We start from the raw sequence: 24,478 nt of genomic DNA on the forward strand, positions 1-24,478 counted from the left end.
CTTGAGCGGCCGTCCCGGTCCGGCGTCGAGCCGGCGGGACGGCCGCTTTCGGGTTCCCTGGGGCGGAAGCTGTTGTGCGCCTCAAGCAACCGTTGCCCGGGTGGCCCTGGCTACTGCCCGTCTCGGTGCCTCGGGCGACCCTCTCCGGGCCGGCGTCGTTCTTTCTCACCCGTGTGGGTGAGGTGCTACGCGTGTCGCGTGGAGTTGTCCACAGGCGGTTGTCCACAGGGGTGGCCGGTCGGGCCGGTCGTTGGCACAGTGGGCACATGCGGGGGTGGTGGCAGGACCTCACCGACCTGGTGCTACCGGCCGAGTGCGGAGGCTGTGGGACGCCTCGCACGGTGCTCTGCGACGAGTGCCGTGGCGCCCTGAGCGGGGCCGTACCGCGCCGGGTGCGACCGGTGCCGGAACCGCCCGGGCTGCCGGCGGTGTACGCGGCGGCGCGTTACGCGGACGAGGTTCGGGCGGCTCTCCTCGCCCACAAGGAGCGTGGTGCGCTGGCGCTCGCCGGGGCGCTGGGCGCGGCGCTCGCGGGAGCGGTGCGGTCCGGGCTGCGGGACGGCTCGGCCGGGCTTCGGGACGGCAGGACCGTGCGGATCGTCGCCTCGTGGGGCGGTACGACGGGTGGCACCGCCGGCGCGTCCGAGCCCGAGCCGGTGCTGCTCGTCCCCGTGCCGTCCGCGCCGTGGGCCGTACGGGCGCGGGGACACGACCCGGTGCGGCGGATCGCCCTCGCGGCGGCCGCGGAGCTGCGGCGTGCCGGGGCCTCGGCCCGGGTGGTCCCGGTGCTGCGGCAGCGACGGGCCGTGGCCGACCAGGCGGGGCTCAACGCCCGGCAGCGGTTCGCGAATCTTGCGGGCGCGCTGGAGGTGACGGCGGGCGGTGCCCGGTTGCTGGCCGGGGGCCGGGTCGTCCTCGTCGACGACCTCGTCACCACGGGCGCCACCCTTGCGGAGGCGGCGCGCGCGGTAAGGGAGGCCGCAGGGGCCGAAGGGACAGGAGAGGCCACAAGGGCTGTGTATCGGCGCGCGGCTTGGGAAGGTAGGGAGGAACGGAAGACCGGACCAGGGGAAGAGCGGGCGAAGTGGGTACGGAACGCACCGGGAATGGCCGAGGCGAACGGCCTCGCGGGGCCGGTCCGCGCCGCTGTGGTCGCGGCCGCACCGGATTCTTTCGAAATGAACCGGAACTGACCGTGAACGTACATCGTTGCAGGTAGTGACGGGGTCAATTCACCTGAATGGAGGTACGCATCAGTAGAGGGTGACGACATCCGTCCGGGCGAGATATGTTCGGTTGTGAGGGAGAAAGCCGCAGGCCATGTCTCCCCTATCCGAATGCCGTGCCGCGGGTTTTCCGCAATCATCGCGGTGCCGGGGTGCAGATCTTGCCCATGGGGGAGGAGGAGGTGAAGTCGCCGAGTCCGAGGCTCCGGGGTTCACCGGAGCTGGGTGCAAAAGGGAGATGCTCCGCAGTGCAGCGGAGCGATCCGGGAACGGAGTTCTGCGTGGACATCGTCGTCAAGGGCCGCAAGACCGAGGTGCCCGAGCGGTTCCGCAAGCACGTGGCCGAGAAGCTGAAGCTGGAGAAGATCCAGAAGCTCGACGGCAAGGTGATCAGCCTCGACGTCGAGGTGTCCAAGGAGCCCAACCCCCGACAGGCCGACCGTTGCGACCGAGTGGAGATCACGCTCCGCTCCCGCGGTCCGGTGATCCGGGCGGAGGCAGCGGCCAGTGACCCGTACGCGGCACTCGACCTGGCGGCGGAGAAGCTGGACGCGCGACTGCGCAAGCAGCACGACAAGCGGTTCTCGCGCCGTGGCGCACGGCGGATCTCGGCGGCCGAGGTCCCCGACCACGTCCCGGGCGCGGCGACGCTCAACGGGAACGGCAGCCCCGTCCACCCCGAGGACACGGACGGAGTGCCCACCAAGAAGATGGGCTCCCTCGAGGTGCAGGGCGAAGGCCCCCTCGTCGTCCGCGAGAAGACGCATGTCGCCGCACCGATGACCCTCGACCAGGCTCTCTACGAGATGGAGCTGGTCGGACACGACTTCTACCTGTTCGTCGACTCCGAGACCAAGGAGCCGAGTGTCGTCTACCGGCGGCACGCGTACGACTACGGTGTCATCCACCTCAACACGGACCCGATGGTCGCCCAGGCGCAACCGCCCGCGGCGGGAGGCACGCTGGGCGGCTGACCGGCCCGCCCGGCAGTTGAGCCTGTGCCCCTGGAAGCGCGTGTGCGCCCCCAGGGGCACCGGTGTGCGACCACTTCGCGCCCCGCTCGGTCACCCCGTTGTCGCCCGGGCATGGAATCATGGCCACAACGGCCCAACCGGTGGGCCGCTGCCTTGGGTTGGCGGATGGCACAGCACCACAGGCCAGAGCCTTCAGGGGGAGGAACGATGGCGGACAGCTTCGGACCGATGCAGGACGGTGATGCCGACGGCGTCGTCGTCGGCATGGGCCCGGACGCGGGCGGTACTTCGCGCAAGGAACCGATCAGAGTCCTTGTCGTCGACGACCATGCCCTCTTCCGCCGCGGACTGGAGATCGTGCTCGCCGCCGAGGAGGACATCCAGGTCGTCGGGGAGGCGGGCGACGGCGCGGAGGCCGTCGACAAGGCCGCCGACCTGCTGCCCGACATCGTGCTGATGGACGTCCGGATGCCCAAGCGCGGCGGCATCGAGGCCTGCACCTCCATCAAGGAGGTCGCACCCAGCGCGAAGATCATCATGCTGACGATCAGCGACGAAGAGGCCGATCTCTACGACGCGATCAAGGCGGGAGCGACCGGATACCTCCTCAAGGAGATCTCCACCGACGAGGTGGCCACCGCCATCCGCGCGGTGGCCGACGGCCAGTCGCAGATCAGCCCGTCCATGGCGTCGAAACTCCTCACCGAGTTCAAGTCGATGATCCAGCGCACCGACGAGCGCCGGCTGGTGCCGGCGCCGCGGCTGACCGACCGTGAGCTCGAAGTGCTCAAGCTGGTCGCCACGGGGATGAACAACCGCGATATCGCGAAGGAGTTGTTCATCTCCGAGAACACCGTCAAGAACCATGTGCGCAACATCCTGGAGAAGCTGCAGCTGCACTCCAGGATGGAAGCGGTGGTCTACGCGATGCGGGAGAAGATCCTCGAAATCCGCTGAGGCCGCCGGTGCCGGCGTCGGCACCGGTCAGCGCAGCGCGGCGATCAGGGCGCGGGTCACTTCCTTCAGGAGCGGCTCGCGCAGCTCGGGGGCGTCGACGTGCTCCACGCGCACCGTCGTGCAGTCCACCCAGCTCGCCGCCTCGACCAGCGCCTCCGCCACCGCCGGGACGGCCTTCGGGCCGTCCAGCGTGACCTGGCGGGCCACCAGGACGCCGCCCGCCTCGCGCGCCGGGTCCACCCGGCCCACGAGCCGGCCGCCGGCCAGCACGGGCATCGCGTAGTAGCCGTGCACCCGCTTCGGCTTCGGGACGTACGCCTCCAGGCGGTGGGTGAAGCCGAAGATCCGTTCCGTGCGCGCCCGGTCCCAGATCAGGGAGTCGAACGGGGAGAGCAGCGTCGTACGGTGCCGGCCGCGCGGGGGCGCGGCCAGGGCCGCCGGGTCCGCCCAGGCGGGCTTCCCCCAGCCCTCCACCTCCACCGGGACCAGACCCGAGTCGGCGATCACCGCGTCGACCTGCTCGCCCTTGAGCCGGTGGTAGTCGGCGATGTCCGCGCGCGTACCGACACCCAGCGACTGCCCGGCCAGCCGCACCAGGCGGCGCAGGCACTCGGCGTCGTCCAGCTCGTCGTGGAGCAGCGCGCCCGGGACCGCGCGCTCGGCCAGGTCGTACACCCGCTTCCAGCCGCGCCGCTGGACGCACACCACCTCGCCGTACATCAGGGCGCGCTCCACGGCGACCTTGGTGCCGGACCAGTCCCACCACTCGCTGGTCTTCTTCGCGCCGCCCAACTCCGTCGCGGTCAGCGGGCCTTCGCTGCGCAGCTGCTTGATCACCTGGTCGTAGGCGCCGTCGGGAAGGTCGTGGTTCCAGTGCGGGCGACCGCGGTAGGCGCGGCGGCGGAAGGCGAAGTGCGGCCACTCCTCGATCGGGAGGATGCAGGCCGCGTGCGACCAGTACTCGAAGGCGTGCGGTCGTGCCGGGGACGCGCCCGAAGATCCTGTCTGCCAGTAGGCCGCCTCGACCGTCCTGCGGCCGACGCGGCCGAGACGGGCGTACGGGATCAACTCGTGCGAGCGGGCGAGGACCGAGATGGTGTCGAGCTGGACCGCGCCGAGGTGGCGGAGCACGCCCCGCACGCCGGAGCGGCGGTCGGGGGCGCCGAGGAAGCCCTGTGCCTTCAGCGCGATACGACGGGCTTCGTCCGCCGAGAGGGCGGCGGCGGGGCGCGGGAGGGTCGTCATGGGTCGGACGATAGAGGGTGGCACTGACAGCCCGGCACGAGCTGCGGTTTCAGCCGTGCGAGGGGGCCGGCAGGTAGGGCGCCGCGGAGGGCAGGCCCAGGTCCGACGGGAGCAGGGAGCCGACCCAGCAGTCGCGTCGTACGCCCTTGTTGTTGAGGGAGGAGCGGAGGGTGCCCTCGACGGTGAAGCCCGCGCGTTCCGCGACCGCGCGCGAGGCGTGGTTGCCGACCTCGGCACGCCATTCGACCCGGTCGATCGCCATCCGCGTGAACGCCCAGCGGGCGGTCGCGACGGTGGCTTCGGCGGTGTACCCGTGGCCGCGGTGCACCTTGGCGGTCCAGAAACCCACCTCGGCAGTCCCCGGCGAGCGCATGGTCAGGGCGAGCATCCCGGCCAGCCCTCCCGTCGGAAGGAAGACGCCGAAGGTGAACATCGAGCCCTCCGACCAGCCGTCGGGCACCATCTGCTCCGTGAAACTCCGGGCGTGCTCGGCGAGGTAGGGCGAAGGGATCGTCGTCCAGCGCTGGATGTCGGGGTCCTGGACGGCCGCGTACACCGCGTCGGTGTCCTGCGGGCCGACCGCGCGCAGCAGCAGACGAGGGGTGGTGAGCGTGACGGGTTCCATCGGCTGATTCTGCTCGCCAGGGCGTCCGGTACGCCATTGATTTCGCTCTCCGTGAGCGAGTGATCACATTTCGCGCAATTCCTCGCCCCGTCGCGGCACTATCCGTCCGCCCCGGCCGTTGTCCCGGATGAAGCACGAAGTGGGCCGGCAGGGCCCTCTGAAAGGCGACGGACCGTCGTCGGGCCGACAGGCCTCCCGACACAGCCGGGTCCTCGCATACGATGGCCGTTGCTCAGTACGTCAAATGGAAACCGACCCTCCCAGGCCCGACCGGCAAGGAGACAAACCCCCGTGTCCGTCCTCTCGAAGATCATGCGTGCAGGCGAAGGCAAGATCCTGCGCAAGCTGCACCGCATCGCGGACCAGGTCAACTCCATCGAAGAGGACTTCGTCGACCTCTCCGACGCCGAGCTGCGAGCCCTCACCGATGAGTACAAGCAGCGCTACGCCGACGGTGAGAGCCTCGACGACCTGCTCCCCGAGGCGTTCGCCACCGTCCGTGAGGCAGCCAAGCGCGCCCTCGGCCAGCGCCACTACGACGTGCAGATCATGGGCGGCGCGGCCCTCCACCTCGGCTACGTGGCGGAGATGAAGACCGGTGAGGGCAAGACCCTCGTCGGCACCCTGCCCGCGTACCTCAACGCGCTGGCGGGCAAGGGCGTCCACCTCATCACGGTCAACGACTACCTGGCCGAGCGCGACTCCGAGATGATGGGCCGCGTCCACAAGTTCCTGGGCCTCACCGTCGGCTGCATCCTCGCCAACATGACGCCGGCCCAGCGCCGCGAGCAGTACGCGTGCGACATCACGTACGGCACGAACAACGAGTTCGGCTTCGACTACCTGCGCGACAACATGGCGTGGGCCCAGGACGAGCTCGTCCAGCGCGGCCACAACTTCGCCATCGTCGACGAGGTCGACTCCATCCTGGTCGACGAGGCCCGTACGCCGCTGATCATCTCCGGCCCGGCCGACCAGGCCACCAAGTGGTACGGCGACTTCGCCAAGCTGGTCCTGCGCCTGAAGAAGGGCGAGGCCGGCAACCCGCTCAAGGGTCAGGAGGAGACCGGCGACTACGACGTCGACGAGAAGAAGCGCACCGTCGCCATCCACGAGTCCGGTGTCTCCAAGGTCGAGGACTGGCTGGGCATCGACAACCTCTACGAGTCGGTGAACACGCCTCTGGTGGGCTACCTGAACAACGCCATCAAGGCGAAGGAGCTCTTCAAGAAGGACAAGGACTACGTCGTCCTCGACGGCGAGGTCATGATCGTCGACGAGCACACCGGCCGTATCCTCGCCGGCCGCCGCTACAACGAGGGCATGCACCAGGCGATCGAGGCGAAGGAAGGGGTGGACATCAAGGACGAGAACCAGACCCTCGCCACGATCACCCTGCAGAACTTCTTCCGCCTCTACAAGCGTCACGACCACAACGGCAAGGAACAGCCGGGCCTGTCCGGCATGACCGGTACGGCCATGACCGAGGCCGCCGAGTTCCACCAGATCTACAAGCTCGGCGTGGTCCCGATCCCGACGAACAGGCCGATGGTCCGCAAGGACCAGTCGGACCTGATCTACCGCACCGAGGTCGCCAAGTTCGAGGCGGTCGTCGACGACATCGCCGAGAAGCACGAGAAGGGCCAGCCGATCCTGGTCGGCACGACCTCCGTCGAGAAGTCGGAGTACCTCTCGCAGCAGCTCTCCAAGCGCGGCATCCAGCACGAGGTGCTCAACGCCAAGCACCACGAGCGCGAGGCCTCGATCGTCGCCCAGGCCGGCCGCAAGGGTGCCGTCACGGTGGCCACCAACATGGCCGGCCGTGGTACGGACATCAAGCTCGGCGGCAACCCCGAGGACCTCGCCGAGGCGGAGCTGCGGCAGCGCGGCCTCGACCCCGAGGAGCACATCGAGGAGTGGGCGCAGGCGCTGCCCGCCGCCCTGGAGAAGGCCGAGCAGGCGGTGAAGGCCGAGTTCGAGGAGGTCAAGGACCTCGGCGGGCTCTACGTCCTCGGTACCGAGCGGCACGAGTCGCGGCGGATCGACAACCAGCTGCGCGGTCGGTCCGGCCGTCAGGGCGACCCCGGCGAGTCCCGCTTCTACCTCTCCCTCGGCGACGACCTGATGCGCCTGTTCAAGGCCCAGATGGTCGAGCGCGTGATGTCCATGGCGAACGTGCCGGACGACGTGCCGATCGAGAACAAGATGGTCACCCGCGCGATCGCGTCCGCGCAGTCGCAGGTCGAGCAGCAGAACTTCGAGACCCGTAAGAACGTCCTGAAGTACGACGAGGTGCTCAACCGGCAGCGCGAGGTCATCTACGGCGAGCGCCGCCGCGTCCTGGAGGGCGAGGACCTGCAGGAGCAGATCCAGCACTTCATGGACGACACGATCGACGCGTACGTCGGCGCGGAGACCGCCGAGGGCTTCCCGGAGGACTGGGACCTCGACCGTCTGTGGGGCGCCTTCAAGCAGCTCTACCCGGTCAAGGTCACCGTCGACGAGCTGGAGGAGGCGGCCGGCGACCGTGCGGGCCTGACCGCCGAGTTCATCTCCGAGTCCATCAAGGACGACATCCACGAGCAGTACGAGTCGCGCGAGGCGCAGCTCGGCTCCGAGATCATGCGCGAGCTGGAGCGCCGGGTCGTGCTGTCGGTCCTGGACCGCAAGTGGCGCGAGCACCTCTACGAGATGGACTACCTCCAGGAGGGCATCGGCCTGCGCGCGATGGCCCAGAAGGACCCGCTGGTCGAGTACCAGCGCGAGGGCTTCGACATGTTCACCGCGATGATGGACGGCATCAAGGAGGAGTCCGTCGGCTACCTGTTCAACCTGGAGGTCCAGGTCGAGCAGCAGGTCGAGGAGGTCCCGGTCGAGGACACCGAGGGGGCCGTGGAGAGCGTCCAGGACGCGGTGCCGGCCCAGGCGGGTTCCCGTCCCGAGATCCGCGCGAAGGGTCTTGAGGCGCCGCAGCGGCGGGGCATGCACTTCTCCGCGGCCACGGTGGACGGCGAGGGCGGCCTCGTCGAGGGCGACTTCGACTACGACGACGAGGAGCCGGCCCGCTCCGAGGCCGACGGCCTGACCCGCGCCGAGCGCCGCAAGCAGGCGAAGAGCCGGCGCGGCCGCAGGAAGTAACCCGGCACCAGCGCGCGGTTCGCGAGGGCCGGTCACCCTGGAGAGGGGGGCCGGCCCTTCGGCTTGCCGCGTGGGGCCTGGGCGGGCCTGGGTGGCCCTCGACCGGGGGCCAGGCCCGTCTGCACGCCGTCAGGGGCCGTGCGGCGGGCGTGGGCCGCCCATCTCCACTGCCGTGCAGCGCCAGCGCAGGTCCGCGCCCTGCTCCAGGCGGAAGGCCATCGCGCGCAGCCGGTCGCCGGCGGCGATGCGGGCGAAGACCTCCAGGGCACCGGCGCGGGGGACGTAGTAGCCGATGTCGCGGACGACGGGGTCGGTGCCGCGGGTACGCAGGGGGCCGCGTTCGGCGAGGCGGGCCAGGTCGTCGTAGGCGTGTCCTGCGGTGTGCCGGAGCATCCAGTGGACGGGGCGGCGGCCGCTGAGGACGGCCAGCAGACGCTCCGCGAAGAGGTCGGTGGGTCGTGGGCCGCGCGGGGCCGCCGGAGGCGTGAGGGGCCGGCGGGAGGAGGGGGCGCCGGGGCGGCGGGAGTCGCGGCGGCCGGGCGGCCTGGTGGCCGGGCGGAGCTGGGCGGTCCTGGTCATGACCTTGTTCATGGGCATCCCCGTTCGGCGGGCCCGGCGGGTACCGGGCGGTAACTTTCGGTCACCGATCTTGTACGGGGGCCGGGACGGCGACAGCAAGGCGGTGGCGGGCCCGTGTCGGGGTCCGGGAATGTTCACCTATCCGAGTGGTCGGGGGTGTGGGAAATCCGCTGGGCGGGCGGCCGGACCGGGTGAATCGCGGGGCGTCGGGTGGACGCTCCCGACGTCACCGGCCGGGACCCGAAAGGGGACGCCCGCACGTATCCTGAAGGCCCTCCGGAAGGCGCCAGGCCCTCCGGGAGGCGCAATGCCGAAGCAGAGTCGAAGAGCAGGAAGAGAGCGGCCCAGCCATGCGCGTCTACGTCCCCCTGACCCTCCCCGGGCTTGCCGAGGCGCACAAGACGGGCGAGCTGGGGACCGGTCCGTTCGTCGCCTACGCCGTCACGCCCGCGCTGCGCGAGTGGTACCTCTCCGACGACATAGAGGAACTGGAGTACGCCGCGCTCAACCGGGCCGCGCTGGCCTCCCTGCGGCTGCTGGCCGCCGACCCGGGCGCGGTGCGGCGCCGGGTCGTGGTCGCCGTCGACGTGCCCGACGGCGCGGCGGCGGCCGACCCGGACCGCGGGCTCGACCCGGTGGCGCTGGGCGAGGTCCGGGTGACCGGGACGGTGGCGCTGGCCAGGGCGGCCGCGGTGCACGTCGACTCCGACGACGCGGAGGAGGACGTGACCGCGGCGGCCGGGGCGCTGGAGGCGGCGGACGGCGGTGACGACGACGCGCAGTTCGTCGTGGACGGGGCCGAGGACCACGAACTGCTCTGGTACGCCACGCAGGAGATCCCGAACCTGGTGGGGCTGGGCGGCTGAGGCGAGGCCGACGGGGCCGGCAGGGTGGCTGTGACCTGCGGTGATGTGCCGTCGGTCTTGATTGTCAGTGGCGGCGGGTAGCGTTTTTGGCATGGGGAAGCATGAAAGCGCACACATTGTCTGGGACTGGAACGGGACGCTGTTCCACGACAATGACGCGATCATCGGGGCGACGAACGCGGCCTCGGCCGAGCTGGGCCTGGCGCCGATCACGCTGGAGCAGTACCGGGCGCTGTACTGCGTGCCGGTGCCGAAGTTCTACGAGCGGCTGATGGGGCGGCTGCCGACGGGGGCCGAGTGGGAGGTCATGGACGAGGTCTTCCACCGGTACTACGCCGAGCACCGCGGCCTGTGCGGGCTGACCGAGGGGGCGGCCGAGCTGCTGGCCGGGTGGCGTTCGTCAGGGCGCAGCCAGTCGCTGCTGAGCATGTACGTGCATGACGAACTGGTCCCGCTGGTGCGGGGGTTCGGGATCGAGCCGCACTTCATACGGGTGGAGGGGCGGGTCGGGCCGTCGGGGGGCAGCAAGGCCGAGCACATGGTGCGGCATCTGCGGCAACTGGCGGATGTGAGGCCGGGGCGGACTGTGGTGATCGGGGACGCGGCGGACGACGCGGTGGCGGCGCAGGCGGTGGGGGCGAAGGCGGTGCTGTACACCGGGGGGTCGCACGGCAGGGCGAGCCTGGAGGAGGCCGGGGTGCCGGTCGTGGACTCGCTGGCGGAGGCCGTCGAGGAGGCGGAGCGGCTGGTGGCGTGAGTCGTGCGGGTGGGCTGGGAGCGGGGGGTTTCACTCGCCCGCGTTGGCGGGGTGCCTCCCCCACGCTCGGCTTCGCTCGCGCGGGGGACCCCCATCGCCCACCCGTGCCGCCCTGGGGGCACCTCCCAGGCCCTTGAGGCACTGGGGGAGGCACGACTGCCCGCAGCTGTGTGGCTGACGTGACTGCAGCGCCCCTTTAGGGGCGCTGGGGGTACCCCCGGCCGAAGGCTGGGGGAGGAGCTGCGCGACCAGCCCCCACTCACCCGCACCCTCACCGCCTGTTTTCAGCCACCCCCCCCACCCCCCCATGTCGGCCAAGCCAGCGCCGCGCCACCGCGCCCCTGTGCAGAACGTCAAAGTTCTACCCTCTGTTTTGTACACATACGGCTCATGACGGCCCCCCGGTCGGGAGCGATAGCCTTGGTGGCGTGATCAGCGCGATAGTTCGCGGGGGCATCGGTGCCCCTGCCCTGCGCCCGGTGAGCACGGAACACCTCCGTGACCGGGTGGCGGTCGCTGGTCTTCCCGGGCGGAGGGCGCCGAAGGCGGCCCAGGCAAGGAGCGCTGCCGAGAGCAGCATCACACCTGCCGAGCAGCTCAAATATGGCTCAATACCCCCCGCTCGTCTCACCTTGCGGCATAGCGTCGGAGCAGACCGGAGAACCCGGCCGTGGCGTCGAGCCGCAGGGGGAAGAGCCCGTACTTCCTTCTACGTCACGCAATGGCGCGCGACAGGAGCCAGAGGACAATGCAGACCAAGCTGGACGAAGCCAAGGCCGAGCTGCTCGATCGGGCCGCCCGGGTAGCTGAGAACAGCCCGGCCGGGGGGCACCTACCGACTGGGACGACGGGAGAGGTGGACCAGGAGTCCGTCTTTGCGTTCCTCCAGCGCTACTACCTGCACACCGCACCGGAAGACCTGGCCGACCGCGACCCGGTCGACGTCTTCGGCGCTGCCGTCTCGCACTACCGCCTCGCCGAGACCCGCCCCCAGGGCACCGCGAACGTCCGGGTCCACACCCCGACCGTCGAGGAGAACGGGTGGACCTGCACCCACACGGTGGTGGAGGTCGTCACCGACGACATGCCGTTCCTCGTGGACTCGGTCACCAACGAGCTGACCCGGCAGGGACGCGGCATCCACGTCGTCATCCACCCCCAGATCGCCGTCCGCCGCGACCTCACCGGCAAGCTGATCGAGGTGCTGCCCACCTCGGCCGTCGGCGAGGAACTGCCGCACGACGCGTACACCGAGTCGTGGATCCACGTCGAGATCGACCGCGAGACCGACCGCTCCGACCTCAAGCAGATCACCGCCGACCTGCTGCGCGTGCTGTCCGACGTCCGCGAGGCCGTCGAGGACTGGGAGAAGATGCGGGAGGCGGCCGTCCGCGTCGCCGAGAACCTCGGTGAGGAGCCGGTCCCCGCCGACCTGCCGCGCCCCGAGGTCGAGGAGGCCCGCGAGCTGCTGCGCTGGCTGGCCGCAGACCACTTCACCTTCCTCGGCTTCCGCGAGTACCAGCTGCGCGAGGACGACTCGCTGGCCGCCGTGCCCGGCACCGGCCTCGGCATCCTGCGCTCCGACCCGCAGCACGCCGGCGAGGAGGGCCACCCGGTCAGCCCCTCCTTCGAGCGGCTCCCGGCCGACGCGCGCGCCAAGGCCCGTGAGCACAAGCTCCTCGTCCTGACCAAGGCGAACAGCCGGGCCACCGTGCACCGGCCGTCGTACCTGGACTACATCGGCGTCAAGAAGTTCGACGCCGACGGCAACGTGGTGGGTGAGCGGCGCTTCCTGGGGCTGTTCTCGTCCGCCGCCTACACCGAGTCGGTGCGCCGGGTGCCGGTCATCCGCCGCAAGGTCGAAGAGGTGCTGGAGCGGGCGGGCTTCTCGCCCAACAGCCACGACGGCCGCGACCTGATGCAGATCATGGAGACCTACCCGCGCGACGACATGTTCCAGACCCCGGTCCCGGAGCTGGAGTCGATCGTCACGAGCGTGCTCTACCTCCAGGAGCGCCGCCGGCTGCGCCTGTACCTGCGCCAGGACGAGTACGGCCGCTACTACTCGGCCCTCGTCTACCTCCCGCGCGACCGCTACACCACGGGCGTCCGGCTGCGGATCATCGACATCCTGAAGGAGGAGCTCGGCGGCATCAGCGTCGACTTCACGGCCTGGAACACCGAGTCGATCCTCTCCCGGCTGCACTTCGTCGTCCGTGTCCCGCAGGGCACCGAGCTGCCCCAGCTGTCGGACGCCGACAAGGACCGCATCGAGGCCCGCCTGGTCGAGGCGGCCCGCTCCTGGGCCGACGCCTTCGCCGAGGCGCTCAACGCGGAGTGCGGCGAGGAGCGCGCGGCCGAGCTGCAGCGCCGCTACACCAACTCCTTCCCCGAGGGCTACAAGGCCGACCACACCCCGCGCGCGGCGGTCGCCGACCTGGTCCACCTGGAGCGGCTCACCGAGGAGCCGGGCAACGACTTCGCGCTCAGCCTCTACGAGCCGGTGGGCGCCGCTCCCGGCGAGCGCCGCTTCAAGATCTACCGCAAGGGCGCGGCGATCTCCCTGTCGGCCGTGCTGCCGGTCCTGAACCGGCTGGGCGTCGAGGTGATCGACGAGCGGCCGTACGAACTGCGCTGCGCGGACCGGACGACCGCGTGGATCTACGACTTCGGGCTGCGCATGCCGAAGGTGGCCGGCGGCGGCAACGGCGACTACCTGGGCGACGACGGCCGTGAGCGCTTCCAGGACGCGTTCGCGGCGACCTGGACCGGCCTCGCGGAGAACGACGGCTTCAACGCGCTGGTGCTGAGCGCCGGGCTGAGCTGGCGGCAGGCGATGGTGCTGCGGGCGTACGCGAAGTACCTGCGGCAGGCCGCCTCCACGTTCAGCCAGGACTACATGGAGACCACCCTCCGCAACAACGTCCACACCACCCGGCTGCTCGTCTCCCTGTTCGAGGCGCGGATGTCGCCGGACCGGCAGAAGGCCGGCCTGGAGATCACCGACGCTCTGCTGGAGGAGCTGGACGCGGCCCTTGACCAGGTGGCGAGTCTCGACGAGGACCGCATCCTGCGTTCCTTCCTGACCGTCATCAAGGCGACGCTGCGCACCAACTTCTTCCAGGAGACGGCCGACGGCAAGCCGCACTCCTACGTTTCCATGAAGTTCGACCCGCAGGCCATCCCGGACCTCCCGGCGCCCCGCCCGGCGTTCGAGATCTGGGTGTACTCGCCGCGGGTCGAGGGTGTGCACCTGCGCTTCGGCAAGGTCGCGCGCGGCGGTCTGCGCTGGTCCGACCGGCGTGAGGACTTCCGCACCGAGATCCTCGGCCTGGTCAAGGCGCAGATGGTGAAGAACACCGTCATCGTGCCGGTCGGCGCCAAGGGCGGCTTCGTCGCCAAGCAGCTGCCCGACCCGGGCGTGGACCGGGACGCGTGGCTCGCGGAGGGCATCGCCAGCTACAAGACGTTCATCTCGGCGCTGCTCGACATCACCGACAACATGGTGGCCGGCGAGGTCGTGCCCCCGCAGGACGTGGTCCGGCACGACGAGGACGACACCTACCTGGTGGTCGCGGCCGACAAGGGCACGGCGACGTTCTCCGACATCGCCAACGAGGTCGCCGGCAGCTACAACTTCTGGCTCGGCGACGCCTTCGCCTCCGGCGGCTCCGCGGGTTACGACCACAAGGGCATGGGCATCACCGCACGCGGTGCCTGGGAGTCCGTGAAGCGGCACTTCCGGGAGCTGGGCGTCGACACCCAGGCCGAGGACTTCACGGTCGTCGGCATCGGCGACATGTCCGGTGACGTGTTCGGCAACGGCATGCTGCTCAGCGAGCACATCCGCCTGGTCGCCGCCTTCGACCACCGGCACATCTTCATCGACCCGAACCCGGACGCGGCCACCTCCTACGCCGAGCGCCGCCGCCTGTTCGACCTGCCCCGCTCCAGCTGGGGCGACTACGACACCGACCTGCTCTCGGCGGGCGGCGGGATCTTCCCGCGCAGCGCCAAGGCCATCCCGGTCAACAGCCACATCCGCGAGGCCCTCGGCATCGAGGAGAAGGTCACCAAGCTGACCCCGGCCGACCTGATGAAGGCGATCCTCGGGGCCCCGGTCGACCTGCTGTGGAACGGCGGCATCGGTACGTACGTCAAGGCGTCGACCGAGTCCAACGCGGACGTCGGCGACAAGGCCAACGACGCCATCCGCGTCGACGGCGCCGACCTGCGCGTCAAGGTCGTCGGCGAGGGCGGCAACCTGGGCCTGACCCAGCTGGGCCGGATCGAGTTCGCCCGCCAGGGCGGCAAGATCAACACCGACGCCATCGACAACAGCGCCGGCGTGGACACCTCCGACCACGAGGTGAACATCAAGATCCTGCTCAACGGCGTGGTCGCGGACGGCGACATGACGGTCAAGCAGCGCAACAAGCTGCTCGCCGAGATGACCGACGAGGTCGGCGCCCTGGTGCTGCGCAACAACTACGCGCAGAACGTGGCGATCGCCAACGCCCTGGCCCAGTCCGGGGACATGCTCCACGCCCAGCAGCGGTTCCTGCGCCACCTGGTCAGGGAGGGCCACCTCGACCGGGCCCTGGAGTTCCTGCCCACCGACCGCCAGATCCGCGAGCGCATCGGCACCGGCCAGGGCCTGACCGGCCCGGAGACGGCCGTCCTGCTGGCGTACACGAAGATCACGGTCGCCGACGAGCTGCTGGCCACCACGCTGCCGGACGACCCGTACCTGAGCAGCCTGCTGCACGCGTACTTCCCGACGGCCCTGCGCGAGCGGTTCGCCGCCGCGCTCGCCACCCACCCGCTGCGCCGCGAGATCACCACCACGGTCCTGGTCAACGACACGGTCAACACCGGTGGTACGACCTACCTGCACCGGCTGCGCGAGGAGACCGGGGCCTCCCTGGAGGAGATCGTCCGGGCGCAGACCGCGGCCCGCGCCATCTTCCGCTCGGCCCCGGTGTGGGACGCGGTCGAGGAGCTGGACAACAAGGTCGACGCGGCCGTCCAGACCCGGATCCGGCTGCACTCCCGCCGCCTGGTGGAGCGCGGCACCCGCTGGCTCCTCAACAACCGGCCGCAGCCGCTCCAGCTCCTGGAGACCGTCGACTTCTTCGCCGAGCGGGTCGAGCAGGTCTGGCAGCAGCTGCCGAAGCTGCTGCGCGGCGCGGACCTGGAGTGGTACCAGCACGTGTACGACGAGCTGTCCGGCGCCGGCGTGCCCGCCGAGGTCGCCACCCGCGTGGCCGGCTTCTCCTCCGCCTTCCCGGCGCTGGACATCGTCTCGGTGGCCGACCGCACGGGCAAGGAGCCGCTGGACGTCGCCGAGGTCTACTACGACCTCGCCGACCGCCTCGGCGTCAGCCAGCTGATGGACCGCATCATCGAGCTCCCGCGCGCCGACCGCTGGCAGTCGATGGCCCGCGCATCCATCCGCGAGGACCTGTACGCGGCCCACGCGATGCTCACCGCCGACGTGCTCGCCGCGGGCGACGGCACGGCGACTCCCGAGCAGCGCTACCAGGCCTGGGAGCAGAAGAACGCCGCGATCCTGGGCCGGGCCCGGACCACCCTGGAGGAGATCCGCAGCTCGGACTCCTTCGACCTGGCCAACCTCTCGGTGGCCATGCGGACGATGCGGACGCTGCTGCGCACGCACTCGTAGCCGTACGAAGGATCCGTACAGGGCAGTAGACGGTGCAGTAGTACGAGATGAAAGGCGCCCCGGGCCGGTTACGGCTCGGGGCGCTTTCTTTCTTACCCGTGCTTGTTCTTGCCGAGGTTCAGGGGGAAAAGGGCGGCGAATTTACCGTTTCCTGCTGATCCGGATGTCTCGGTTATGGTCTGCCGTGTGACAGTGCAACTCACGGTGGGACGGCCGGTCCCGCACGTCGTCCTCGAGGTCGTGAAATTCGCGGTCGTCGGCGGCAGCGGTGTCCTCGTCAATTTCCTGGTCTTCAACCTGCTGCTGCACGGCCTGCGTTGGCCGGCCATGACGGCGACGGTGGCGGCCAGCTGCCTGGCGATGGCGACCAATTACGCGGGCTTCCGGTTTTACGCCTATCGCGACCGGGCCTCGCGCACACGACAGCAGATCGCGCTTTTCTTCGTGTTCAGCGGCCTGGGTGTCGTACTGGAAAGCGGTCTGTTCTACGTCGGTTATCACGGCCTCGGTCTCGACGGGCCACTGGAATCCAACGTGGTGAAGGCGCTGTCGATCGTGCTCGCCTCCGCCTTCCGCTTCCTCGTCTACCGGACGTGGGTGTTCCAGACGGACACGAGCCGCGCCGTGTAGCGACGGCGCGGCTCATGGTCGTGAACAGGGCTTGCTTCAGGAAGGCTGGGCGGCCTTCGGCTTCGGCTTGGGCTTCGCCTTCGTCTTGTCGGACTTGTCGCCGGTGAAGGCCTCGTACTCGGCGAGGACCTCTTCGGTCGGCCCGTCCATGCGCAGCACACCGCGCTCCAGCCACAGCACCCGCTCGCAGGTGTCGCGGATGGACTTGTTGTTGTGGCTGACCAGGAAGACCGTGCCCGCGTGCTGGCGCAGCTCGCGGATCCGTTCCTCGGACCGCATGCGGAAGGACGCGTCACCGGTGGCCAGGGCCTCGTCGATGAGGAGGACGTCGTGGTCCTTGGCGGCGGCGATGGAGAAGCGGAGCCGGGCGCCCATGCCGGAGGAGTAGGTGCGCATCGGGAGGGTGATGAAGTCGCCCTTCTCGTTGATGCCGGAGAAGTCGACGATGTCCTGGTAGCGCTCCTTGATCTCCTCGCGGGACATGCCCATGGCGAGGCCGCCCAGGTAGACGTTCTTCTCGCCGGTCAGGTCGCCCATCAGGGCCGCGTTGACGCCGAGGAGGGAGGGCTGGCCGTCGGTGTAGATGGCGCCGTTCTCCACCGGGAGGAGGCCCGCGACGGCCTTGAGCAGGGTGGACTTGCCGGAGCCGTTGGTGCCGATGAGGCCGATCGCCTCGCCCTTGTAGGCGACGAAGGAGACGTTCTTGACCGCGTGCACCTTGCGGACGCCGGCCGCCTGCTCGGCCTGCTTGCGGCGCAGCATGCGGTTGAGGGCGGCGGTGGCGGAGCCGCGGCCGGCGCCGGTGCCGTTGACCCGGTAGACGATGTCGACGCTGTCGCAGACGACGGTGGGGACGTCGCTCACGGTGCGGGACTCACGCACGGTGGGGGTGTCGCTCACGTCGAGGGTCTCGCTCATGCTGGAGGTGTCGCTCACGTTCTCAGCCACGGCCGTACGTCTCCTCAGCCTTCCAGAAGTAGATGAACCCGCCGACGCCGACGACCAGGGCCCAGCCGGTCGCGATGATCCACACGTGGGTCGGCAGCTGGTTGGCGTGGAAGCTGTCGATCAGGGAGAAGCGCATCAGGTCGATGTAGACGGCGGCCGGGTTGGCCTTGAGCACCGGGTTCACCCAGCTCGGCAGACCGTGGTGGTTCTTGGTCAGCTTGTCGATGCTCCACATGACGCCGGAGATGTACATCCAGGTGCGCAGCACGAACGGCATCAGCTGGGAGATGTCCGGGGTCTTGGCGCCCCAGCGGGCCATGATCAGCGACATGCCGGTGTTGAACATGAACTGCAGGAGCAGCGTCGGGACGGCCAGGGCCCAGGAGAAGGCCACCGGAACACCGAAGCAGAGCAGGATCACGACCAGGGCGGCCATCGAGAACAGCAGCTGCTGGAGCTGCTGGAGGCAGAAGGAGATCGGGAGTGCGGCCCGCGGGAAGTGCAGGGCGCGGACGAGACCGAGGTTGCCGGCGATCGCGCGGGTGCCGGTCATGATCGAGCTCGACGTGAACGTCCAGATGAACACGCCGGTGACCAGGAACGGGATGTAGTCCGGTACGCCCCTCTTGGTGCCCAGCAGGATGCCGAAGATGAAGTAGTACACCGCGGCGTTCAGCAGCGGGGTCATGATCTGCCAGACCTGGCCGAGTTTCGCCTGGGCGTACTGGGCGGTGAGCTTGGCGGTGGCGAACGCGGTGATGAAGTGCCGCCGCGCCCACAGCTGGCCGACGTACGCCGGCAGGGAGGGACGGGCGCCGCTGACCGAGAGACCGTACCGGGCGGCGAGCGCCGCGAGGTCGTCCTCGGCCGTGACCGGGGCCGGGGGCGGTGTGTGGAGAACCTGGGTCACATCCGCTGCTTTCACTCGGGGGGTGGGGGTGCGGCGTCCGGCTGGGCGCCGGGCCCGTACATCCGGCGTTTCCTTACGCTTCTCTTCACGTTTTCTTACGTCGGAACGGGACCGTATCGTCGCAACGGGAGCGTAGGCCGAGTCGGCGTCGGAACGCAACCGTTTCGTCGTCACGGACGGATGTGTGCCGTGACACTTTCGAGGTCGGGGCGCGACCGATTCGTTGCCGTGTGTTGCGGGCACGCGTTCGGTACGGCGGTGAGCTGGGGCGTGTTCAACTCGACCGCGTCGCGACCGCGTTGCGGCGTTCGGGTGGCGGCTCGGTGTCGGTGCGTCGTCGGAACGCAACCGTTTCGTCGTTACGCCCCTATGCTGGGAGGCATGACGACGAACGCCGAGGAGTCCCAGACGCGTCCGCGCCGACGAGCCCCCGCCGGGGCGGCCGTCCTCCGCGAGGACGTGACCGAGGCGATCCGCGCCGCCGTCTTCGAGGAACTCGCGGCGGTCGGGTATGCCCGGATGTCCATCGAGGGCATCGCGCGCCGCGCGGGCGTCGGCAAGACCGCCGTCTACCGCCGCTGGCGCTCCAAGCTGCACCTGGTCCTCGACGTCGTCTCCGCCCTCGCCGTGATGGGCCTGCCGGTGCCCGACACCGGCTCCCTGGAGGGTGACCTGCGGCTGCTGTACGAGGTCACGTCCCGCGCGCTCCGCCACCCGGTCGCCTCGCAGATCATCCCGGACCTGCAGGCCGAGGCGGCCCGCAACCCCGACATCGCCGAGGCCATGCAGAAGACGCTGCGCGAGGGCCAGGAGGGGGTCGCCAGCAAGATCATCGAGGCGGCGCAGCGACGCGGCGAACTCGCCGAGGGCCTCGACGACGACCTGGCCATGGACCTGATCTCCGGCCCGTTGTACTGGCGCTCGGTGGTGATCCGCACCCCGAAGCTGCCGAAGGGGTATCTGGCGGCGCTGGCCCGCGGCACCGCGGAGGCGCTCAAGGCGCTGTGAACCACTCCCGGGGATGTCACAGGCGCGGCGGCCGTCTCGTCGTAGAGGGCGCAGGCATCCTCGATCAGGGAGTGGACGATGAACCTCGCGCTGTGGATCGCCGCCGGGCTGCTCGCCGCGGTGGCGGCGGCCGGCGGGATCAGCAAGACGTTCGTGCCGCGGGAGAAGCTGGCCGCGGCCCACGGCGGCGGCTGGACCGGTGACGTCGGCGACGGTTTCGTGCGCACGCTCGGCATCCTCGAACTCCTGGCCGTGGCGGGCCTGGTCCTGCCGGCCGTCACCGGCGTCGCGCCGGTACTGGTGCCGGTGACGGCCACCGCCTGGATCCTGCTGATGATCGGTGCGATGGTCATCCACGGCCGGCGCGGCGAGCGGGCTTTCGTGGCGCTGAACCTGGTCTATCTCGCGCTCGCGCTGGTCGTCGCGGTGGGCCGGTTCGGCCCGGGCGCCTTCTGACGGAACTGGGACATGGGGCATGGGGGAGTGGACATGGAGAACAGGACCGAGGAGTTCCAGGAGCTGCGGCCGCTGCTGTTCTCGATCGCGTACCGGATCCTGGGCAGCGTCGGCGAGGCCGAGGACGCCGTCCAGGAGGCCTGGCTGCGCTTCGCCGGCTCGCCTACGGAGGTCAGGTCGCCGAAGGCGTTCCTGTCGGCTGCGGTGACCCGGATCTCGATCGACGTACTGCGCTCGGCCCGGGTCCGGCGGGAGGAGTACGTCGGCCCGTGGTTCCCCGAGCCGCTGCTCGCCGACCCCTACGAGGACCCGGTGCGGTCGGCGGAGCTGGCCGACTCGGTGTCGATGGCGGCCCTGCTCCTCCTGGAGCGGCTCAGCCCCCTGGAACGCGCGGTCTTCGTCCTGCGCGAGGTGTTCGACTTCGGCTTCCCCGAGGTCGCGTCGGCGGTGGGCCGCTCGGAGGCGGCCTGCCGCCAGCTGGCGGTCCGGGCCCGGCGCCACATGGCCGAGGGCCGCCCCCGCTTCGAGGCGGACCGCAAAGAACGCGACGAACTGGCCGCACGCTTCTTCGACGCCCTCCACGAAGGCGACCTGGCCGGCCTCCAGGAACTGCTCGCCGCCGACGTGTCGCTGGTCAGCGACGCCGGCGGCAAGGCCCCGCAACTGGCCCGCGCGGTCCTGGGCGCCCCGAACGTGGCCCGCCTCCTCGCCGCCGTCGTCCCGCTGCTGTTCCGGATCGACGTGACCTGCGAGCAGCACGACGTCAACGGCCAGCCCGGCGCGATCTTCCGCGACCGCGACGGCAGGGTCCTGCAGACCTTCTCCCTCGACATCCTCGACGGCCACATCCAGACCGTCCGCCTGGTCCTCAACCCCGACAAACTCGGCCACATGGGCCCGGTGGCGGACGCCTGGGCCATCGCCGAAGAAGCCAAGCAGGCCCGCAGGAGCGTGGGATGAGGGGGCCTCAGGACCCGAGCCGACGGGCCAGTGCCGCCAGGTCCGCCGCCCGCAGCACCCGGTCACCGAACCCGGGCAACGGCACGTGCAGGACGTCCGTCCACCGTTCCGGGACGGCACCGACGCCGTGGACGGCACCGGCCAGGGCGCCGGTGACCGCCGCGACGGTGTCCGTGTCGCCGCCCAGGTCGACGGCCGCACGGACGGCTTCCTCGTAGGAGGAGGTGGTCCGCAGCGCCCAGACCGCGGAGCCGAGGCAGGGCCACACGGCGCCGTTGAACTCGGTCGCGAGGTCGGGGTGCCAGTCGGCGGCGAGGACGGTGGCGTACCGGTCCCGGTGGTCGGGGTGGACCGCCGCCAGTGCTTCCGGTACGGCGGTCAGCGGGTCGTCCCCGGACAGGGCGACCCGCAGCAACTCGTGCAGGATCGCGGTGCCCTCCCAGGCGGCCCGGTCCCCGTGGGTGAGCGCGGCCAGCCGGCGGCCGGCGTCCATCGTGCCGCCCCGGCCCAGGGGCGCGAAGTACACCCCGGAGGTCGCCGCGCGCATCAACGCGCCGTTGCCCGCGGCGCGTTGGCTGATCTGGAAGTGCAGGGCGGCGGCAAGGTCCCACGGGTCGCCGCTGGCCAGCAAGGCCTCGGTCTGCAGGCCGATGTCCTTCGGCTCGGCCGCCGCCCACCGCTGGAACCGCCGGAAGACGTCCGGGAGTTCGAGCCCGCCGCACTCCACCAGGGACTCTCCGACGAGCACCGCCATCTGGGTGTCGTCGGTCGCCTCGCCGGGCTCCCAGCCGCCGCCTCCGCACATGTCGCCCCGGTGACCCGCCGTCGGGAACCGCGCGGAGAAGACCCCCTCGGGGCCGAACTCGAAGGGTGCGCCCAGGGCGTCACCGACGGCGGAACCGATGACGGCGCCCAAGGCGCGGTCGAGGCGGGACGGGCCAGGCATTTCCGCAGGATACGGGGTCAGCCCCGGCCCGCCTCCGGATGCAGGCGGACCCAGCCGGCCCAGGCTGAGGTGATCATGTCGTGGACGTCGTGTTTGGCCTTCCAGCCGAGTTCGGTGGTGATGCGGTCGGCGGAGGCGACGACGCGGGCCGGGTCGCCGGGGCGGCGTGGGGTGACGGTCGGGGGGAGGTCGTAGCCGGTGACGGCGTTGATGCGGTCGATCATCTCGCGGACCGAGACGCCCTCGCCGCGCCCGATGTTGAGGGTGAGTTCGCGGCCCGGCTCGGCCTGGAGGGCGCGGGCCGCGGCCACGTGGGCCTCGGCGAGGTCCACCACGTGGATGTAGTCGCGGATGGTGGTGCCGTCCGGCGTCGGGTAGTCGGCGCCGAAGATGCGCGGCGGGGCGTTCTCCGTGAGCTTCTCGAAGACCATCGGGACGAGGTTGTAGACGCCGACGTCGGCGAGTTCGGGGCGGGCCGCGCCGGCCACGTTGAAGTAGCGGAGCGAGGCCGTGGACAGGCCGGTGGCCCGGCCCGTCGCGCGGACCAGCCACTCGCCGGCGAGTTTCGTCTCGCCGTACGGCGACATCGGCACGCACGGCGTCTCCTCCGTCACCAGGTCGACGTCCGGCATGCCGTAGACCGCAGCGGAGGAGGAGAACACGAAGGACGGGACCCGGGCCTCCGTGACGGCCTGAAGCAGGACGCGCAGGCCTTCGACGTTCTCGTGGTAGTAGTGCAGCGGGCGGTCCACCGACTCGCCGACCTGCTTCTTCGCCGCCAGGTGCACGACCCCGGTCACCTCGTGCTCGGCCAGGGCGCGTGCGACCTTCTCACCGTCGAGGGTGGAGCCCACCACCAGCGGCACGTCCTGCGGCAGGCGCTCGGCGATGCCGGTGGACAGGTCGTCGTACACCACCGTCCGCTCGCCCGCCTCCGCCATCGCGCGTACGACATGCGCCCCGATGTAGCCGGCGCCGCCGGTGATCAGCCAGGTCATGTGTGGCCGTCCCCTCCGTGAGTTTGGCCCGTGGTGTTCGTCAGCCGCGGGTTCGTCAGCCGCGGTCACCCCTCAGTGAAGCAGGTGCCGGCGTCCTCTGCGGACGGCCGGCCTGACTCACCGCGGTCATGTGGACACGTGGCGTGCTCCCGCGGCGCCGGGTGGCACGCCACAGGCGGGTCAGGGAGAGCACGGCGGCGGTGGCCAGCAGGCCGTTGCGGGCGAGCATCAGCAGGCAGCCGGTCCAGGTGCAGTGGACGACCTCGGCGTAGAACGCGGGGTAGGCGACGGCACTGAGCACGGTCGCCGCCAGGACGAGCCCGGCGACCGGACGCTGGGTGGTGTGCCGTGAGGTCAGGCAGACGGCGGCCAGGCCGAGCAGCCAGATCATGTACTGGGGACTGATCACCCGGCTGGTGACGGTGAAGAGGAGTACGGCGCTCAGCGCCGCGTCGTACGGGGTGGCCGGGGTCCAGTGCCGGGCCCGTACCCGCCACAGCAGCAGCACTGCGAAGGCGGCCGCGGTGAGCGCGAGGGAGGCGGTCGCGACCGCGCGCACATGCGGGCCGACCAGTTCGATGGCGCCGTACTGGTAGCGGGTGGTGCCCCGCCAGCCGGCGTGCCGGGCGAGGCTGAGCGCAGTCCCGCCGAGCGACTCGATCTGCACACCCCGGCCGCCCTGCTGGCGGAGGAAGGCGAGCGGGTTGCGGAACGACACCACGAAGACGGCGAGGGTCACGGTTCCCGTCAGGGCCGCGGTCAGCCACGCCCTGCGCGTCGGACGCCCGCGCTCCAGGCCCAGCAGCACCAGCGCAGGCCACACCTTCACCAGCGCGCCCAGCGCCGCGAGCGCACCGCACGCGCGCGTGGAGCGCGCCAGCGCCAGCAGGGAGAGCACGGCGAAGGCGGTGACCTCGACGTCGTAGCGGGCCAGCGGGAGGTGCAGCAGGAGGGGCAGCCCGCCGGTCCACAGGGCCGCGCCGAGCAGGGTGCGGCCGGGGCGCCTGCCCGCGCGGGCGAGTGCCGCCGTGACCAGCGCGTCGGTGGCCAGGGTGAGCGCCACGAACGCCTGGAAGTAGCTCAGTGCGGGCACCAGCCCGGGCGCGAGCAGCACCGCGCCGGCACCCGGCGGGTACTGCCACAACGTGTCGTGCGCGGGGAACGCGCCGTGCGACAGCACGCCGTACCAGTGGAAGTAGAGCCGCCACACTTCGCGCGCGACCGCTCCGTGCCCCAGGGGTCGCTCGTTGTTGTGGGCGAGGAGCCACAGCATCAGCGCGCGCGTGGCGGCCCAGGCGACGGCGAGGCGGAGGAGCGGCGGGGGGAGACGCGGGGGGCCGGGCGGGCGGCGGAGACGCGGGAGTCGAACAGGCGGGGCGAACGGGACACGCGGAACCGGAGTGTAGGGGTGGCGATTCATCGACCGCGAGCGTAAGCCGCGCGGATGGTGTATCCATGCCGATACGCCGTCAATACCCGGCAAAGGTTGGCTAATCGCAAAAGATCGGGCCGTGGTGAGTATCGGGCCTCTCGTAAAAACACATCAGCTACATCCGCGAAGGACGCGAA

19 protein-coding genes are annotated in these 24,478 nt (G+C 70.7%); 11 read left to right on the forward strand and 8 right to left on the reverse strand.

Annotation, left to right across the window (positions count from 1 at the left end; translation table 11 throughout):
• Positions 1-266 precede the first annotated feature (266 nt).
• The 3 genes from ACFY0P_RS14395 to ACFY0P_RS14405 all read left to right on the forward strand — a co-directional run bounded on the left by ACFY0P_RS14395 (position 267) and on the right by ACFY0P_RS14405 (position 3,157).
• Positions 267-1,193: a ComF family protein gene (locus ACFY0P_RS14395; RefSeq protein ID WP_388911561.1), complete on the forward strand. Its 927-nt coding sequence runs from the start codon at positions 267-269 to the stop codon at positions 1,191-1,193.
• A gap of 314 nt (positions 1,194-1,507) precedes the next feature.
• Positions 1,508-2,200: a ribosome hibernation-promoting factor, HPF/YfiA family gene (gene hpf, locus ACFY0P_RS14400; protein WP_388911564.1), complete on the forward strand. Its 693-nt coding sequence runs from the start codon at positions 1,508-1,510 to the stop codon at positions 2,198-2,200.
• Between the two features lie 207 nt (positions 2,201-2,407).
• Entirely contained in the window at positions 2,408-3,157 is a 750-nt protein-coding gene (locus tag ACFY0P_RS14405) for a response regulator (protein ID WP_388911567.1), read from the forward strand.
• 27 nt (positions 3,158-3,184) lie between these two features.
• Here the strand turns inward: ACFY0P_RS14405 and ACFY0P_RS14410 are convergent, their stop codons facing one another.
• On the reverse strand, positions 3,185-4,402 hold the full coding sequence (locus ACFY0P_RS14410) for a winged helix-turn-helix domain-containing protein (RefSeq protein ID WP_388911570.1): 1,218 nt from the start codon (positions 4,400-4,402) through the stop codon (positions 3,185-3,187).
• Between the two features lie 49 nt (positions 4,403-4,451).
• Positions 4,452-5,027, reverse strand: a complete 576-nt coding sequence (locus ACFY0P_RS14415) for a GNAT family N-acetyltransferase (protein ID WP_388911573.1) — start codon at positions 5,025-5,027, stop codon at positions 4,452-4,454.
• A gap of 291 nt (positions 5,028-5,318) precedes the next feature.
• Here ACFY0P_RS14415 and secA point away from each other — a divergent pair, with 291 nt between their 5' ends.
• Positions 5,319-8,165 (forward strand): preprotein translocase subunit SecA, encoded by a 2,847-nt coding sequence (gene secA, locus ACFY0P_RS14420; protein WP_388911576.1) that lies wholly within the window; start codon positions 5,319-5,321, stop codon positions 8,163-8,165.
• 129 nt (positions 8,166-8,294) lie between these two features.
• Here the strand turns inward: secA and ACFY0P_RS14425 are convergent, their stop codons facing one another.
• The gene (locus ACFY0P_RS14425; protein ID WP_388911579.1) at positions 8,295-8,756 is read right to left on the reverse strand and encodes an Rv3235 family protein; all 462 of its coding nucleotides are present in this window, start codon (positions 8,754-8,756) and stop codon (positions 8,295-8,297) included.
• A 338-nt stretch (positions 8,757-9,094) separates the two neighbouring features.
• Here ACFY0P_RS14425 and ACFY0P_RS14430 point away from each other — a divergent pair, with 338 nt between their 5' ends.
• The 4 genes from ACFY0P_RS14430 (at position 9,095) to ACFY0P_RS14445 (ending at position 16,683) form a co-directional block, all read left to right on the forward strand.
• Positions 9,095-9,610, forward strand: coding sequence for a DUF6912 family protein (locus tag ACFY0P_RS14430; protein ID WP_388911582.1), 516 nt, complete (start codon positions 9,095-9,097; stop codon positions 9,608-9,610).
• A 91-nt stretch (positions 9,611-9,701) separates the two neighbouring features.
• Positions 9,702-10,367, forward strand: coding sequence for an HAD family hydrolase (locus ACFY0P_RS14435; RefSeq protein ID WP_388911585.1), 666 nt, complete (start codon positions 9,702-9,704; stop codon positions 10,365-10,367).
• A gap of 748 nt (positions 10,368-11,115) precedes the next feature.
• On the forward strand, positions 11,116-16,053 hold the full coding sequence (locus ACFY0P_RS14440; protein ID WP_388911588.1) for an NAD-glutamate dehydrogenase: 4,938 nt from the start codon (positions 11,116-11,118) through the stop codon (positions 16,051-16,053).
• A 186-nt stretch (positions 16,054-16,239) separates the two neighbouring features.
• The gene (locus ACFY0P_RS14445) at positions 16,240-16,683 is read left to right on the forward strand and encodes a GtrA family protein (RefSeq protein WP_388911591.1); all 444 of its coding nucleotides are present in this window, start codon (positions 16,240-16,242) and stop codon (positions 16,681-16,683) included.
• Between the two features lie 36 nt (positions 16,684-16,719).
• Here ACFY0P_RS14445 and ACFY0P_RS14450 read toward each other — a convergent pair whose 3' ends face one another.
• Together ACFY0P_RS14450 and ACFY0P_RS14455 are read right to left on the reverse strand one after the other, a co-directional pair.
• Complete coding sequence (locus ACFY0P_RS14450) at positions 16,720-17,601, reverse strand: ABC transporter ATP-binding protein (RefSeq protein ID WP_388912783.1); 882 nt, start codon at positions 17,599-17,601, stop codon at positions 16,720-16,722.
• Between the two features lie 22 nt (positions 17,602-17,623).
• A complete protein-coding gene (locus ACFY0P_RS14455; protein ID WP_388911595.1) occupies positions 17,624-18,541 on the reverse strand; it encodes an ABC transporter permease in 918 nt (305 codons plus the stop codon).
• A gap of 381 nt (positions 18,542-18,922) precedes the next feature.
• On the opposite strand from ACFY0P_RS14455, the gene ACFY0P_RS14460 reads away from it, so the two are divergent.
• The 3 genes from ACFY0P_RS14460 (at position 18,923) to ACFY0P_RS14470 (ending at position 20,965) form a co-directional block, all read left to right on the forward strand.
• Positions 18,923-19,549, forward strand: coding sequence for a TetR/AcrR family transcriptional regulator (locus ACFY0P_RS14460; protein WP_388911598.1), 627 nt, complete (start codon positions 18,923-18,925; stop codon positions 19,547-19,549).
• Positions 19,550-19,627: 78 nt separating this feature from the next.
• Positions 19,628-20,005: a DoxX family protein gene (locus ACFY0P_RS14465; RefSeq protein ID WP_388911601.1), complete on the forward strand. Its 378-nt coding sequence runs from the start codon at positions 19,628-19,630 to the stop codon at positions 20,003-20,005.
• A gap of 33 nt (positions 20,006-20,038) precedes the next feature.
• Positions 20,039-20,965 (forward strand): RNA polymerase sigma-70 factor, encoded by a 927-nt coding sequence (locus ACFY0P_RS14470; RefSeq protein WP_388911604.1) that lies wholly within the window; start codon positions 20,039-20,041, stop codon positions 20,963-20,965.
• Positions 20,966-20,972: 7 nt separating this feature from the next.
• Here the strand turns inward: ACFY0P_RS14470 and ACFY0P_RS14475 are convergent, their stop codons facing one another.
• Genes ACFY0P_RS14475 through ACFY0P_RS14485 form a run of 3 tightly spaced genes read right to left on the reverse strand, consistent with a single transcriptional unit; the run spans position 20,973 to position 24,182 of the window.
• Entirely contained in the window at positions 20,973-21,911 is a 939-nt protein-coding gene (locus ACFY0P_RS14475; protein WP_388911607.1) for an ADP-ribosylglycohydrolase family protein, read from the reverse strand.
• 17 nt (positions 21,912-21,928) lie between these two features.
• Entirely contained in the window at positions 21,929-22,909 is a 981-nt protein-coding gene (gene galE / locus ACFY0P_RS14480) for a UDP-glucose 4-epimerase GalE (protein WP_388911610.1), read from the reverse strand.
• 55 nt (positions 22,910-22,964) lie between these two features.
• Entirely contained in the window at positions 22,965-24,182 is a 1,218-nt protein-coding gene (locus tag ACFY0P_RS14485) for a glycosyltransferase 87 family protein (protein ID WP_388911613.1), read from the reverse strand.
• Positions 24,183-24,478: the final 296 nt, after the last annotated feature.

It is taken from the genome of Streptomyces sp. NPDC001714 (assembly GCF_042892755.1).
Lineage (GTDB): Bacteria > Actinomycetota > Actinomycetes > Streptomycetales > Streptomycetaceae > Streptomyces.

Excerpts from the sequence above, each read along its gene's own strand:
- ACFY0P_RS14410 (WP_388911570.1), bottom strand. The coding sequence starts at position 4,402 with ATGACGACCCTCCCGCGCCCCGCCGCCGCCCTCTCGGCGGACGAAGCC.
- ACFY0P_RS14430 (WP_388911582.1), top strand. The coding sequence starts at position 9,095 with ATGCGCGTCTACGTCCCCCTGACCCTCCCCGGGCTTGCCGAGGCGCAC.
- ACFY0P_RS14440 (WP_388911588.1), top strand. The coding sequence starts at position 11,116 with ATGCAGACCAAGCTGGACGAAGCCAAGGCCGAGCTGCTCGATCGGGCC.
- ACFY0P_RS14485 (WP_388911613.1), bottom strand. The coding sequence starts at position 24,182 with ATGCTGTGGCTCCTCGCCCACAACAACGAGCGACCCCTGGGGCACGGA.
- ACFY0P_RS14425 (WP_388911579.1), bottom strand. The coding sequence starts at position 8,756 with ATGAACAAGGTCATGACCAGGACCGCCCAGCTCCGCCCGGCCACCAGG.
- ACFY0P_RS14465 (WP_388911601.1), top strand. The coding sequence starts at position 19,628 with ATGAACCTCGCGCTGTGGATCGCCGCCGGGCTGCTCGCCGCGGTGGCG.
- ACFY0P_RS14415 (WP_388911573.1), bottom strand. The coding sequence starts at position 5,027 with ATGGAACCCGTCACGCTCACCACCCCTCGTCTGCTGCTGCGCGCGGTC.
- ACFY0P_RS14450 (WP_388912783.1), bottom strand. The coding sequence starts at position 17,601 with ATGAGCGAGACCCTCGACGTGAGCGACACCCCCACCGTGCGTGAGTCC.
- ACFY0P_RS14470 (WP_388911604.1), top strand. The coding sequence starts at position 20,039 with ATGGAGAACAGGACCGAGGAGTTCCAGGAGCTGCGGCCGCTGCTGTTC.
- ACFY0P_RS14395 (WP_388911561.1), top strand. The coding sequence starts at position 267 with ATGCGGGGGTGGTGGCAGGACCTCACCGACCTGGTGCTACCGGCCGAG.
- ACFY0P_RS14435 (WP_388911585.1), top strand. The coding sequence starts at position 9,702 with ATGGGGAAGCATGAAAGCGCACACATTGTCTGGGACTGGAACGGGACG.
- ACFY0P_RS14405 (WP_388911567.1), top strand. The coding sequence starts at position 2,408 with ATGGCGGACAGCTTCGGACCGATGCAGGACGGTGATGCCGACGGCGTC.
- galE (WP_388911610.1), bottom strand. The coding sequence starts at position 22,909 with ATGACCTGGCTGATCACCGGCGGCGCCGGCTACATCGGGGCGCATGTC.
- ACFY0P_RS14475 (WP_388911607.1), bottom strand. The coding sequence starts at position 21,911 with ATGCCTGGCCCGTCCCGCCTCGACCGCGCCTTGGGCGCCGTCATCGGT.
- ACFY0P_RS14460 (WP_388911598.1), top strand. The coding sequence starts at position 18,923 with ATGACGACGAACGCCGAGGAGTCCCAGACGCGTCCGCGCCGACGAGCC.